The sequence below is a fragment of the Streptomyces dryopteridis genome, from assembly GCF_049606955.1.
Lineage (GTDB): Bacteria > Actinomycetota > Actinomycetes > Streptomycetales > Streptomycetaceae > Streptomyces.
In genome coordinates, this window is record NZ_CP187113.1 from 287,173 (window position 1) to 301,447 (window position 14,275).

At 73.8% G+C, this 14,275-nt stretch carries 5 protein-coding genes; 4 read left to right on the forward strand and 1 reads right to left on the reverse strand.

From position 1 onward, the window contains the following. The first annotated feature begins 106 nt into the window (after positions 1-106). Both ACN20G_RS01175 and ACN20G_RS01180 read left to right on the forward strand, forming a co-directional pair. On the forward strand, positions 107-4,693 hold the full coding sequence (locus ACN20G_RS01175; RefSeq protein WP_424215319.1) for a type I polyketide synthase: 4,587 nt from the start codon (positions 107-109) through the stop codon (positions 4,691-4,693). 102 nt (positions 4,694-4,795) lie between these two features. Beyond that, a complete protein-coding gene (locus ACN20G_RS01180; protein WP_424210807.1) occupies positions 4,796-11,131 on the forward strand; it encodes a thioester reductase domain-containing protein in 6,336 nt (2,111 codons plus the stop codon). 107 nt (positions 11,132-11,238) lie between these two features. Here the strand turns inward: ACN20G_RS01180 and ACN20G_RS01185 are convergent, their stop codons facing one another. Next, the gene (locus tag ACN20G_RS01185) at positions 11,239-11,820 is read right to left on the reverse strand and encodes a maleylpyruvate isomerase N-terminal domain-containing protein (RefSeq protein WP_424210808.1); all 582 of its coding nucleotides are present in this window, start codon (positions 11,818-11,820) and stop codon (positions 11,239-11,241) included. Positions 11,821-12,043: 223 nt separating this feature from the next. Here ACN20G_RS01185 and ACN20G_RS01190 point away from each other — a divergent pair, with 223 nt between their 5' ends. Both ACN20G_RS01190 and ACN20G_RS01195 read left to right on the forward strand, forming a co-directional pair. Next, complete coding sequence (locus ACN20G_RS01190; RefSeq protein ID WP_424210809.1) at positions 12,044-13,219, forward strand: acyl-CoA dehydrogenase family protein; 1,176 nt, start codon at positions 12,044-12,046, stop codon at positions 13,217-13,219. 116 nt (positions 13,220-13,335) lie between these two features. Then, positions 13,336-14,223 carry an NAD(P)-dependent oxidoreductase gene (locus ACN20G_RS01195; RefSeq protein WP_424210810.1) on the forward strand — a complete coding sequence of 296 codons (888 nt, stop codon included), beginning with the start codon at positions 13,336-13,338 and terminating at the stop codon, positions 14,221-14,223. Positions 14,224-14,275 lie beyond the last annotated feature (52 nt).

The window sequence follows — 14,275 nt, forward strand, 5'->3', positions numbered from 1 at the left end:
CCCGGCGGGTCCGGGGTGGGGCGGCGGCCCGAGGGCGTGCCGCCGCCCCGCCCCGGACTTCAGGGCCGGGCCATTGACCACGTGTGTGAAGGGGAGTTGGAGAGAGATCATGGCGGACGAGGACAAGCTCAGGGACTACCTCAAGCGGGCCATCGCCGACGCGCGGGACGCCCGCCGGCAATTGCGGGAGGTCGAGGACCGGGCGAACGAGCCGATCGCGATCGTGGGCATGGCCTGCCGGTACCCGGGCGGAGTCGGTTCGCCCGAGGAATTGTGGAAGCTGGTCACGGAGGGCACCGACGCGGTGTCCGGGTTCCCGGAGAACCGCGGTTGGGACCTGGAGAACCTGTACGACCCGGACCCGGACCGGGCGGGCACCTCCTACGGTCGCGAGGGCGGGTTCCTGCACGACGCGGACGGTTTTGACGCCGAGTTCTTCGGGCTGGCCCCGCGCGAGGCGCTGGCGGCCGACCCGCAGCAGCGGCTGTTGTTGCAGACGGCGTGGGAGACGCTGGAGAGCGCCGGGGTGGACCCGCACGCGCTGCGGGGTTCGCGCACCGGCGTGTTCACCGGTGTCATGTACAACGACTACGGATCGCGGCCGCACCTGCCCTCGGAGGGTTTCGAGGGCTACCTGTTCAGCGGCAGCGCGGGCAGCATCGCCTCGGGCCGGCTGTCGTACACCTACGGGTTCGAGGGTCCGGCGGTGACGGTGGACACGGCGTGCTCCTCCTCGCTGGTGGCCCTGCACCTGGCGGCGAACGCGCTGCGCAACGGCGAGTGCGACCTCGCGCTGGCCGGCGGGGCGACGGTCATGTCGACCCCGGTGGCCTTCGTGGAGTTCTCGCGGCTGCGCGGTCTGGCCGCCGACGGCCGCTGCCGGTCCTTCTCGGCCGAGGCGGACGGCGTGGGCTGGGCCGAGGGCGTGGGCCTGCTCCTGGTGGAGCGGCTCTCGGACGCGCGGCGCAACGGGCACGAGGTGCTGGCGGTGCTGCGCGGCAGCGCGATCAACCAGGACGGCGCGAGCAACGGCCTGACCGCCCCGAACGGTCCGGCGCAGGAGCGGGTGATCCGGCAGGCGCTGGAGAACGCGCGGCTGGCGCCGGCGGACGTGGACACGGTGGAGGCGCACGGCACCGGCACCCGTCTGGGCGACCCGATCGAGGCCCAGGCCCTGCTGGCCACCTACGGCCAGGACCGGCCGGCGGACCGTCCCCTGTACCTCGGTTCGCTGAAGTCGAACATCGGGCACGCGCAGGCCGCGGCCGGCGTCGGCGGCGTGATCAAGATGGTGGAGGCGATCCGGCACGGGATCCTGCCGCGCACCCTGCACGCCGAGAACCCGTCCCCGATGGTGGACTGGGAGGCCGGCGCGGTGGAGCTGCTGACCGAGGAGCGGGCCTGGCCCGAGACGGGCCGGCCGCGTCGCGCGGGCGTGTCCTCCTTCGGTTTCGGCGGCACGAACGCGCACGTGATCGTGGAGCAGGCGCCCGTCGAGGAGCCGGCCGAGGAGTCGGCGGAGGGCTCCGGCCCGGCGCCGGTCGCGGAGCCGGCCGTGGCGGGCCCGGTGGCGTGGACCCTGTCGGGGCGGACCCCGGAGGCGGTGGCGGCGCAGGCCGCGCGGCTCGCGGAGCACGTCGCGCGGTACCCGGAGCACAGCGCCCGGGACCTCGCGTTCAGCCTGGCGACCACCCGCGCCCACCACCCGCACCGCACCACGCTGACGGGCGAGTCGCGGGAGCGGTTGGCCGAGCGGCTGACGGCCCTGGCGGGCGAGTCGGCCCCGGCCACCGGGACGCCGACGGGCGGCAAGTTGGCCTACGTGTTCACGGGTCAGGGTGCGCAGCGGATCGAGATGGGCACCCGCCTCGCCGCCACCAACCCCGTCTTCAAAAAACACTACGACGAAGCCATCGACGCCCTCGACCCCCACCTCGACAAACCCCTCCGCCACGTCATCCACACCGGCGAAGCCCTCGACGACACCCAATACACCCAACCCGCACTCTTCGCCCTCGAAGTCGCCCTCTACCGACTCCTCCACCACTGGGGCATCCGACCCGACTACCTCACCGGCCACTCCATCGGAGAAATCGCCGCCGCCCACTGCGCCGACATCCTCACCCTCCACGACGCCGCCACCCTCGTCACCACCCGCGCACGACTCATGCAGACCATGCCCACCCACGGCACCATGATCGCCGTCCAAGCCCCCGAAAACACCCTCCTCCCCCACCTCCAAAACCACACCCACCACCTCACCATCGCCGCCCTCAACTCCCCCACCAACACCGTCATCAGCGGCGACACCACCACCGCCCACACCATCGCCAAAACCCTCAACGACCAAGGCATCAAAACCCGCCAACTCAACGTCTCCCACGCATTCCACTCCCCCCACATGGACGGAATGCTCCCCACCCTCCACACCACCGCCAACACCCTCACCTACCACCACCCCACCACCCCCCTCATCTCCACCCTCACCGGCAAACCCGCCACCGACACCGACCACCGCACCCCCACCTACTGGACCGACCAACTCCGCCACACCGTCCGCTTCCACGACGCGGTGACCGCGTTGGAGGCCGAGGGCGTGGACACCTTCCTGGAGGTCGGACCGGACGCGGTGCTCAGCGGTCTGGTCGCCACGGGCACCGGGCAGCCGGACCGGACGGTCGCGATCCCGCTGATGCGGGCCGGTCGGGACGAGGCCGAGACGGTGACGGCGGCCCTGGGCGCGCTCCACGACCGCGGCCACGCCGTGGACTGGGCGAAGGTGCACGAGGGCACCGGCGCGCGCCGGGTCCCGCTGCCCACCTACGCCTTCCGGACCCGTTCGTACTGGTTGGAGTCGAGCGCGCCCGAGGCCCCGGTCGCGGCCCGCCCGGCCCTGACCCACACGGTCTGGGAGCCGGCGAAGGTCACGGTCGGCACGGCGGGGCCGGCGCACTGGGCGGCCTGGGGCACGGACGTGCCCGCGCAGGACCTGTCCCTGGCCGACGCGGCCACGCTGGCCGGGACCATCGCGTCGGGCGTCCGGGTGGACGCCGTGGTGCGTCGCCTGGCCCCCGGGGCGGGCGCGGCGCACGCGGCGCTGGAGCTGGTGCGCCGGGTGCAGGAGTCACACGAGCTGGCGGAGCGGCCGCTGTTCGTGCTGCTGGACGGCGGCACGACCGCCGGCGGCGCGGTGGACCCGGACACGGCCGCCGCGTGGGCGCTGCTGGCCTCGGCGCAGACCGAGTCGGCGGGCCGGATCCTGCTGGTGGACGCGGACGCCTCGGTGACCGGCCCCGAACTGCTCGCGGTGCTGGCCACCGGGCAGAACCGGGCGGCGGTCCGGCACGGGCGGATCCTGCTGCCCCGGGTGACGGGGGTGCGCGAGCCCGCGTCCGGGTCGGCCCCGGAGTGGGACCCGAAGGGCACGGTGCTGGTCACCGGCGGCACCGGTGAGCTGGGGGCGACGATCGCCCGGCACCTGGTGTCCGAGCACGGCGTCCGGCACCTGGTGCTGGCGGGGCGGGCCGGCGCGGACGCGCCGGGGGCTCCGGAGCTGCGGGAGGAACTGACCGCCCTGGGCGCCTCGGTCGAGGTGCGGGCGGTGGACGTGGCCGACCGCGCGGCGCTCGCCGACGCGCTGGCCGCGGTCCCCGCCGAGCACCCGCTGACCGGCGTGGTGCACGCGGCCGGGGTCCTCGACAACGGGCTGCTGGCGAACCTCACCCCGGAGCGGCTGGACGCGGTGCTCGCCGCGAAGGCGGAGGGCGCCCGGAACCTGGACGAGCTGACCCGGGACGCGGACCTGGCGGCCTTCGTGCTGCTGTCCTCGACCACCGGCACCTTCGGCTCGCCCGGCCAGGCCAACCACGCGGCCGCGAACGCCTTCCTGGACGCGCTGGCCGTGCGCCGCGCCGCCGAGGGGCTGCCCGCGACCTCCGTGGCCTGGGCCCTGTGGCGGGACAGCGCGCGGGGCGCCGCGCTCGGGGCGGCCGAGACGGCCCGCTTCGAACGGGACGGGTTCCGTTCGGTCTCGCACGAGGAGGGTCTGGGGCTGCTGGACCGGGCCCTGGCCGCCGGGCTGCCGCACGTGCTGGTCGGCGCGCCGACCACGCCGGTGGCGGTGCTGAGCGTGCCGGCGCTGGAGGAGGACGGGCCGGCGGCGCGTCCGGTGACCCTGGGCGAGCGGCTGGCGGAGCTGTCGCCGGCCGAGCGCGAGGAGCACGCGGTGGAGCTGGTGTGCACCGAGGCCGCGCTGACCCTGGGGCACTCCTCGGCGGCCGAGGTGCCGGCCGAACGCCCCTTCCACGAGATGGGCTTCAACTCGCTGACGGCGGTCGAGCTGCGCAACCGGCTCGGCATCGTGGCCGGGATCACCCTGCCCATCACGATCGTCTTCGACTACCCGACCCCGGCCGACCTCGCCGCCCACCTGCTGGTCGTCACGGCCCCGGTCGCCCCGGACCCGGCGGCGGCGGTGCTGGCCGAACTGGACCGGATCGAGGACTCGTTGGCGGTGGCGAGCATCACCGACGAGTCCGTGCGGGCCTCGGTCTCGGGCCGGCTGCGGACCCTGTTGAACCGGCTCGGCGAGAGCGAGCCGGCGGCGGAGGCATCCGGGCTGCTGCTCGCGGAGGCGTCCACGGACGAGCTGTTCGACTTCATCGACAACGAGCTGGGGCGCGAACTCGGCTGATCGCGGCCCGGGGCCGGTCCGTCGCCCGACGGACCGGCCCCGGGCTCCGCACCACCAGCGTCACCCTTTTCCACACCTCACCCATGGAGAGACTGATCCCGCATGTCCGATGACCCGTCCAAGGAACAGAAGCTCGTCAACTACCTGAAGTGGGTCACCGAGGACCTTCGGAAGGCCCGTGACCGGATCACCGAACTGGAGGCGGTGGACGAGGAGCCGGTGGCCATCGTCGGCATGGCCTGCCGCTTCCCCGGCGGGGTCACCTCGCCCGACGGCCTGTGGCGACTGGTGCGCGAGGGCGGCGACGGCATCGGGCCCTTCCCCTCGGACCGCGGCTGGGACCTGGAGGGTCTGTACGACCCGGACCCCGAGGCCCTGGGCACCAGCTACACCCGCGAGGGCGGGTTCCTGGAGGGCGCGGCCCTCTTCGACGCCGGGTTCTTCGGGATCTCCCCGCGCGAGGCGAAGGCCATGGACCCGCAGCAGCGGGTGCTGCTGGAGACCGCGTGGGAGGCGCTGGAGGACGCGGGGATCACCCCGGCCTCCCTCAAGGGCAGCCGCACGGGCGTGTTCGCGGGTGTGGTGGAGCAGAGCTACCTGGGCCTGGAGGGCCCGGAGGAGCTCGAGGGCCACCTGATGACGGGCCGGTTGAGCAGCGTGGCCTCGGGCCGCATCTCGTACGCGCTGGGTCTGGAGGGCCCGGCCCTGTCCGTGGACACGGCGTGCTCCTCCTCGCTGGTGGCCCTGCACCTGGCGGCGCAGTCGGTGCGGCGCGGGGAGTCCACGCTGGCGCTGGCCGGCGGCTCCACGGTGACAGCGACCCCGGGCGGGTTCGTGGACTTCTCCCGGCAGCGCGGCCTGGCCCCCGACGGCCGCATCAAGTCCTTCTCGTCCACCGCCGACGGCACCGCCTGGTCCGAGGGCGTGGGCGTGCTCGTCGTGGAGCGGCTCTCCGACGCGCGCAGGAACGGGCACACGGTGCTCGCGGTGCTGCGCGGCTCCGCCGTCAACCAGGACGGCGCGAGCAACGGCCTGACCGCCCCCAACGGCCCCTCGCAGGAGCGGGTGATCCGGCAGGCGCTGGAGAACGCGCGGCTGACCACCGCCGACGTGGACGTGGTCGAGGCGCACGGCACCGGCACCCGGCTCGGCGACCCGATCGAGGCCCAGGCCCTGATCGCCACCTACGGGCAGAACCGGCCCGAGGAGCGCCCGCTGTACCTGGGCTCGCTGAAGTCGAACATCGGCCACACGGTCGCGGCGGCCGGCGTGGGCGGCGTGATCAAGATGGTGCAGGCCATGCGGCACGGGGTGCTCCCGCGCACCCTGCACGTCTCGGAGCCCACCCCGATGGTGGACTGGTCGGCGGGTTCGGTGGAGCTGCTGACCGAGGAACGGACCTGGACCACCCGGCCCGACACCCCGCGTCGCGCGGCCGTGTCCGCGTTCGGCGTGAGCGGCACCAACGCGCACGTGATCCTGGAGCAGGCACCGGCCGAGCCGGTGTCCGAGGAGCCGGCCGCCCCGGTCACCGTGACCGGCCCGGTGCCGGTGCTGCTGTCCGGGAAGTCGCCGGAGGCGGTGGCGGCGCAGGCCGCGCGGCTCGCGGAGCACGTCGCGGACCACCCCGGGCAGTCGGTCCGGGAGATCGCCTACAGCCTGGCGACCACCCGCACCCACCACGCGCACCGGACCGCGTTGGCGGCCGAGGACCGGGAGGAGCTGGCCGGTCTGCTGACCGGTGTCACCGCCGAGGACGCGGGCACGCCGACGGCCGGGAAGCTCGCGTTCCTGTTCACGGGTCAGGGTGCGCAGCGGATCGAGATGGGCACCCGCCTCGCCGCCACCAACCCCGTCTTCAAAAAACACTACGACGAAGCCATCGACGCCCTCGACCCCCACCTCGACAAACCCCTCCGCCACGTCATCCACACCGGCGAAGCACTCGACGACACCCAATACACCCAACCCGCACTCTTCGCCCTCGAAGTCGCCCTCTACCGACTCCTCCACCACTGGGGCATCCGACCCGACTACCTCACCGGCCACTCCATCGGAGAAATCGCCGCGGCCCACTGCGCCGACATCCTCACCCTCCACGACGCCGCCACCCTCGTCACCACCCGCGCACGACTCATGCAGACCATGCCCACCCACGGCACCATGATCGCCGTCCAAGCCCCCGAGAACACCCTCCTCCCCCACCTCCAAAACCACACCCACCACCTCACCATCGCCGCCCTCAACTCCCCCACCAACACCGTCATCAGCGGCGACACCACCACCGCCCACACCATCGCCAAAACCCTCAACGACCAAGGCATCAAAACCCGCCAACTCAACGTCTCCCACGCATTCCACTCCCCCCACATGGACGGAATGCTCCCCACCCTCCACACCACCGCCAACACCCTCACCTACCACCACCCCACCACCCCCCTCATCTCCACCCTCACCGGCAAACCCGCCACCGACACCGACCACCGCACCCCCACCTACTGGACCGACCAACTCCGCCACACCGTCCGCTTCCACGACGCGGTCGAGACCCTGCGGGGTCTGGGCGTGACCCGGTTCGTGGAGATCGGTCCGGACGCGGTGCTCACGGCCCTGACCCGGGACGCCCTGGGCTCCGAGGTCGCCGCGATCGCCCCGCTGCGGCGCGAGCGCGACGAGGCCGAGACCACGGCCCAGGCCCTGGGCGCCCTGCACACGGCCGGGGTGGCCGTGGACTGGGAGAAGGTCTTCGAGGGCACCGGCGCCGGCCGGGTCCCGCTGCCCACCTACGCCTTCCGTGCCGAGCGGCACTGGCTGGACACCGACGCCCGCGCGGCCGCCGCCGACGCGGCCGGCCTGGGCCTGGGCGAGGCCGGGCACCCGCTGCTGGGCGGCGTGGTCGACCTCGGCGAGGAGGGGCTGCTGCTCACCGGCCGGCTCTCCCGCCACACCACCTCCCGGCCGGCCGGTCCCGTGCCGCCGGCGGTGCTCGTGGAACTCGCGGTCCGGGCCGCCGACGAGGCGCACGGCGCGAGCCTGCTCTCCCTGGACGTGGCGGCCCCGCTGGTGCTGCCCGCCGAGGGCGGCCTGCACCTGCAGGCGCGGGTCTCCGGCGAGGACGCGGACGGCCGGCGCGAGCTGGTGCTGCGCACCCGCCCCGAGGACGCGGACGTGGCCTGGAGCGTGCACGCCCGCGGCCTGGTCGGCCCCGTGGCCCCGGCGGCCGGCGGCCGCGCCGACCTCGACGCCTTCACGGCCCTCGCGGCCCTCGCGCCCGCCGACGGCGACGGCGAGCAGGACCCGATCGCCCGCGTGCTGACCGCCCTGGCCCGCCCGGCCGAGGGCTCCGGCGGCGAGGTGCTGGCCGAGCTGACCCTGCCCGAGGAGTTCGACGCCGAGGCCGACCGCTTCGCCCTGCACCCGCTGCTGCTCGACGGCGCCCTGCACGCCCTGGCCGCCGAGGTCGGTCCCGGTCTCGTGCCCACCGCCTGGCGCGGGGTGCGGGTGCACGCGGCCGGCGCCCGCATCCTGCGGGCCCGCCTGCGTCCCGTCACGGACTCCGACGCGCCCGCCGACACCTGGACCGTGGAACTGACCGACCCCACCGGCCGACCGGTGGCCGACGTGGCCGCCGTGACCCTGCGGGCCGCCGACCCGGCCGCGCCCGCCGCCGTCGCCGACCGCGACCACGAGGCCCTGTTCCACCTGGACTGGCAGCCGCGCCCGGTGCCCGAGGGCGGGGTCCTGCCCGCCGGCGCCTCGGTGGAGGCCCTGGCCTCCGCGTCCGGGGTCGACCCGGTGGCCGCGCTGCACGAGGTGGCCGACCGCGCCCTGGCCCTGGCCCAGGACCGGCTCGCCGACGAGGACCCCGAGCGGGGCCCGCTGGTGGTGCTGACCTCGGGCGCCGTGGCCACGACGGTCGGCGAGGCCGTCACCGACCCGGCCGCGACCGCCGCGTGGGGTCTGCTGCGTTCCGCGCAGTCCGAGGCCCCGGGCCGGATCGTCCTGGTGGACGCCCCGGCCGACACCGACCCGGCCCTCGTGGCCGCCGCCGTCGCCGGCGGGGAGCCGCAGCTCGCGATCCGCGGCGAGCGGGTCCTGGTGCCGCGCCTGTCGCGCTCCCGGCGCCCCGAGCCGACCGCGTCCGCGCCGCTGTCCTTCCGCGCCGAGGGCACGGTCCTGATCACCGGCGGCACCGGCTCGCTGGGCTCCCTGTTCGCCCGGCACCTGGTGACCGAGCACGGGGTCCGGCACCTGCTGCTGGTCTCCCGGCGCGGCGAGGGCGCCCCCGGCGTCGCCGAGCTGACCGCCGAACTGGCTGCCCTGGGCGCCGAGGTGACGGTCCGCGCGGCCGACGTCTCGGACCGCGCGAGCCTCGCCGGGGTGCTGGCCTCGGTGCCGGCCGCGCACCCGCTGACCGCCGTGGTGCACACGGCGGGCGTGCTGGACGACGGCCTGGTCCCGGACCTGACCCCGGAGCGACTGGCCGGGGTGCTGGTGCCGAAGGCCGACGCGGCCTGGCACCTGCACGAGCTGACCGCCGACGCGGACCTCACCGCGTTCGTGCTGTTCTCCTCGGTGGCCTCCCTCGTGGGCGGTCCCGGTCAGGGCAACTACTCGGCCGCGAACGCCGCCCTCGACGGCCTGGCCGCGGTGCGCGCCGCCGCCGGGCTGCCCGCGACCTCCATCGCCTGGGGCCTGTGGGCCGAGGCGACCGGGTTGACCGGTGAGCTCAGCGAGGCCGACCTCGCCCGCATCGCCCGCACCGGTCTGCTGCCGGTGGCCAACGCGCAGGGCCCGGCCCTGTTCGACCTGGCGCTGCGCGCGGGCCGACCGGACGCCATCGCGACCCCGCTGGACTTCGACGTGCTGCGCGAACAGGAGCGCCCCGGCGTCGTGTTCGCCTCCCTGGTGCGGCGACCGGCGCGACCGGCGGCCCGGGTGGACGCGGCGGAGGCCCGCACCCTGGCCGAGCTGCTGGCCGAGCTGGCGCCGGCCGAGCGTCCCGCGCTGGTGCGGGAGACGGTCCTCACGCAGGTCGCCGGGGTGCTCGGGCACGCCGACACCTCCGGCATCACGGCCGATCTGCCGCTGGCGCAGCTCGGGTTGGACTCGCTGACCTCCGTGGAGCTGCGCAACCGGCTGGCGGAGCGGACCGGGCTGCGCCTGCCCGCCACCCTCGTCTTCGACCACCCGACCCCGGACGCGCTGGCCGCGTACCTGACGGCGGAGCTGTCCCCGGACGCGGAGGGCTCGGGCCCCGCGCCGACGGTGGACTACGCGGCGGACATCCGGCTGGACGAGGAGATCCGACCGGCCGCCGAGGTGGTGCGGGTCGTCACCGACCCCGACGTGGTGCTGCTGACGGGCGCGAGCGGCTTCCTCGGCGCGTTCCTGCTGCGGGACCTGATGCGCGACACCCGCGCCGAGATCCACGTCCTGGTGCGCGGCGCCGACGACAAGGCCGCCGAGGAGCGGCTGCGGGACAGCCTGCGCTGGTACCGGGTGTGGGACGAGATCGACCCGGCCCGGCTGCGGGTGCACGCCGGTGACCTGGCGCGGCCCCGACTGGGTCTGTCGGAGGAGCTCTTCGACGAACTGGCGCGGACGGTGGACGTGGTCCACCACGCGGGGGCGACGGTGCACTGGCTGCACCCGTACGCGAGCCTGCGGGAGGCCAACGTGCGCGGCACGGAGGAGATCCTGCGGCTGGCCGCGCGCCACCGGACGGTGCCGGTGCACTACGTGTCCACGGTCGGCGTCTTCGACGGGGCGGTGACCCCGGGCGTGCCGCTGCTGACCACCGACCCGACCGGTCCGGCCGAGGCGCTGCCCAGCGGCTACCTCCAGAGCAAGTGGGTGGCCGAGCAGGTCATCGGGATCGCGAAGGACCGCGGCCTGCCGGTGTCGATCTTCCGAGTGGACGTGATCTCCGGCGACCAGGTCAACGGGGCCTGCCAGACCCGGGACTTCGTCTGGCTGACCCTGAAGGGTCTGATCCAGTCGGGCGGGGTGCCGCAGGGGGTCGGCGGCCGGTTCCACCTGCTGCCGGTGGACTACGTCAGCGCCGCGATCACCACGATCGCGCGTCAGGCCGAGGCGGACGGCGGGGTCTTCCACCTGTTCAACGCCGACTCGGTGGAGCTGACGGAGGCGGTGGAGCGGCTGCGGGCCCTCGGGTACGCGCTGCGCGACACCGACCGCGAGGCGTGGGACGCGGGGGTGCGGGCCGACAAGGGCAACGCGCTGCTGCCGCTGCTGCACGCGTTCGAGATGATGACCTCGGACACCGACGGGTTCTACCCGGCGATCGACACGGGCACCACGGAGGCGGCCCTGGTCGGCACCGGCGTGGCCTGCCCGCCGCTGACGACCGAACTGTTCGCGAAGTACGTGAGGTTCTTCGTCGAGGAGGGGCACTTCCCGCCGGCGGCGGTGTGACCCGCGGCCGGGCCCGGTCCGGCGGCATGTGAACGGGCGGTGGCCCCCTCCCCGATCGGGGAGGGGGCCACCGCCCTTTCGTCGTCCGTGCCGGGGTGCCCGACGGGTCAGCGGACCTCGCCGTTCCAGCGCCAGCCGTTCCGTCGGGGCAGGTCGGGCAGGGCGACGCGGCCGGTGCACCACAGGAGGGTGTCGGTGGGCGCGTGGCCGGTGGGGGCGTCGGGGAAGAGGCGGGAGACGACGGGGGCGGCCAGCTCGTCGGGGATGCTCCAGTCGAGGTCCAGGCCGCGGGCGATGTCCCGGCCGTGGACGAGGAGTTCGAGGGCGCCCATGGCGGCGAAACCGGTGCGGTCGGAGTGGCCGTAGGGGTGCCAGGCGCGGACCTCCTCGGGGGTGGTGTCCACGGTGGTCGCCAGCAGGGTGCCGGCGATGCGGATCCCTTCGAGGGCGGCGGGCGCGGGGGCCTGGGAGTCGATCGAGCCGAACAGGGTGATGTACCGGTCGGTGGGCCGGGCGATGAGGAGTCCGGCGTATCCCACGACGCCCAGGGCGATGTGCGAGAGGGTTTCGCGGGCGCTCCACTGGAGGTCTCCGGCGGTGCCGGACCAGTTCCGGTCGGCGCCCTTCTCCAGGGCTGCGGTGCTTTCTTCTGCGGCGGTGCGCACGAGTTCGGACCAGGAAATAGTCATGGCACAGATGGTGCCACAGGCAATTCCCCCGGGCCGCCGCACTCATTTTCCGGTAACAGGCCGGTAATCGAGCCCGAAGGGAAAGAGAGGATTCACGATTACCGACCGATGGGCGCCTGCGGCCGGATCACCTCCGAGCTTTCAGTACTGTTCCCTTTGCCAAGAGGAATTGTCACGAGATTCACGACAAGGATTCCTCCGAACAGCGATCGAGGAGCCGCCCGTGCCCGCCGTAAACGACCTGAAGTCCTTGCTGGAAGCCGTTCGTGAGATCGTGCCGGCACTGCGCGAGAACGGACCCGCCGGCGAGGAGCGACGGTGGCTCCCCCAGGAGAACCTGGACCTGCTGGAGAAGGCGGGCGTGTTCCGGATGGCCGTGCCGAAGCGGTTCGGCGGCCTGGACCTGTCCGTCGCGGAGCAGTCGAAGGTGATCGCGGAGATCGCTCGCGGCTGTCCGACCACCGCCTGGGTGACCATGGTCTGGACGACCAGCGCGTGGACCACGACCCTGTTCCCCGACCGGACCCAGGAAGAGGTCTTCGCGCCCGGCGCGGTCCGGATCTCCAGCGCCTTCGCCCCCACCGGCACGGTGCGCGAGGTCGAGGGCGGGTGGATCCTGAACGGCACCTGGCGGTTCAACACCGGCACCCCCGGGGCCGAGTGGGACCTCACCGCGGCCATGGTGGAGCGCGCCGACGGCGTCCACCAGGAGGTCGTGGCGATCGTCCCGATCGGCGAGCTGAGCCTGGCCGATGACTGGCACGTGTCATCGGGCGCGGCCACGGGCTCCGTCACCACCACCGCCAAGGACGTGTTCGTCCCCGCCCACCGCGTGATCGACTTCGACGAGGCCGTGGCCTCCGCGACCGGGGACCGCTCCAACACCGGCGCGACCGGCCGTGAGTACGGGCTGATGAGCTACATCGCCTCGGTCTGCGCGTCCGCGTTCGTGGGCAGCGCCAAGGGCGCCCTGGAACTGTTCCTCGACCGGCTCCCCGGTCGCGGGATCACGTACACCGACTGGACCGACCAGAAGCTGCACCCGCTCACGCAGATCCAGGTGGCCACCGCCGCCAACAAGATCGACGCGGCCGAGGCCCTGTTCGAGAAGTCGCTGGCGCTGATCCAGGAGCGGGCCGACGCGGGCGGGCAGCTCACGGACACCGAGAAGGCCGTCGTGCGCGGGCGCACCGGTTTCATCGTGCTGCTCGCGAAGGAGGCCGTGCAGATCCTCTTCGACGCGAGCGGCGGCTCGGTGATCCGTCGCGATGTGCACATGCAGCGTTTCCACCGCGACGTCCAGGGCTTCTCGCTGCACGCGCTGCTCCAGTCGGACGCGAATCTCGAGGTCCAGGGTCGCGTTCTGGTCGGGCTGGAACCCGGCACCCACTACCTCTGATCCATCGGCGGCGGGAATCGCGGGCGACGGCCGGGGTTTTCCGGTGTCGCCCGTCCCGCAATGCCCCGGAGCACCTCGCGCGACATCTTTTCTTCTCTCTTCACGGAGGAATCCTCATGAGTGACACCCGCACCCCGGTGACGGTCGTCGGCCTCGGTCTGATGGGACAGGCGCTGGCCGCCGCGTTCCTCAACGGCGGCCACGCCACCACCGTGTGGAACCGGACGCCGGGCAAGGCCGACGAGCTCGTGGCCCGGGGCGCGGTCCCGGCCGCCGACCCGGCCGCCGCGGTGGCCGCCGCCGACCTGCTCGTGGTGTGCCTGTCGACCTACGACAACGTGCGCGAGGTGCTCGGTGGCCTCGGCGAGGGGCTGCGCGGCAAGACCGTCGTCAACCTCACCTCCGGTTCCTCCGACCAGGGTCGCGAGACCGCGGTCTGGGCCGCCGAGCAGGGCGCCGAATACCTCGACGGCGCCATCATGATCACCCCGCCCGGGATCGGCTCCGAGACCTCGGTGCTCTTCTACGCCGGTGACGAGGCCGTGTTCAAGAAGCACGAGTCGGCCCTCGGCCTGCTGGGCGGCGGCACCACCTACCTCGGCGCCGACCACGGCATGCCGGCCCTGTACGACGTGTCCCTGCTCGGCCTGATGTGGGGCACGCTGAACAGCTTCCTGCACGGCGTGGCCGTGGTGGAGACCGCGAAGGTCGGGGCTCAGCAGTTCCTGCCGTGGGCGCACATGTGGCTGGACGCGATCAAGACGTTCACCGCCGACTACGCGGCGCAGATCGACGCGGGCGACGAGAGGTTCCCCGCCAACGACGCCACGCTGGAGACCCACCTGGAGGCCCTCAAGCACCTGGTGCACGAGAGCGAGGCCCTCGGGATCAACTCCGATCTGCCCAAGTACTCGCAGGGGCTGATGGAGGGCGTCATCGCCCAGGGTCACGCCAAGAACAGCTACGCGGCCGTGCTGAAGGCGTTCCGCAAGCCCTCCGCCTGATCGCACACCGCACGACACCGTGCCCGGCCGTCCACATGGGACGGCCGGGCTT

Excerpts from the sequence above, each read along its gene's own strand:
- ACN20G_RS01185 (WP_424210808.1), bottom strand. The coding sequence starts at position 11,820 with ATGACTATTTCCTGGTCCGAACTCGTGCGCACCGCCGCAGAAGAAAGC.
- ACN20G_RS01195 (WP_424210810.1), top strand. The coding sequence starts at position 13,336 with ATGAGTGACACCCGCACCCCGGTGACGGTCGTCGGCCTCGGTCTGATG.
- ACN20G_RS01180 (WP_424210807.1), top strand. The coding sequence starts at position 4,796 with ATGTCCGATGACCCGTCCAAGGAACAGAAGCTCGTCAACTACCTGAAG.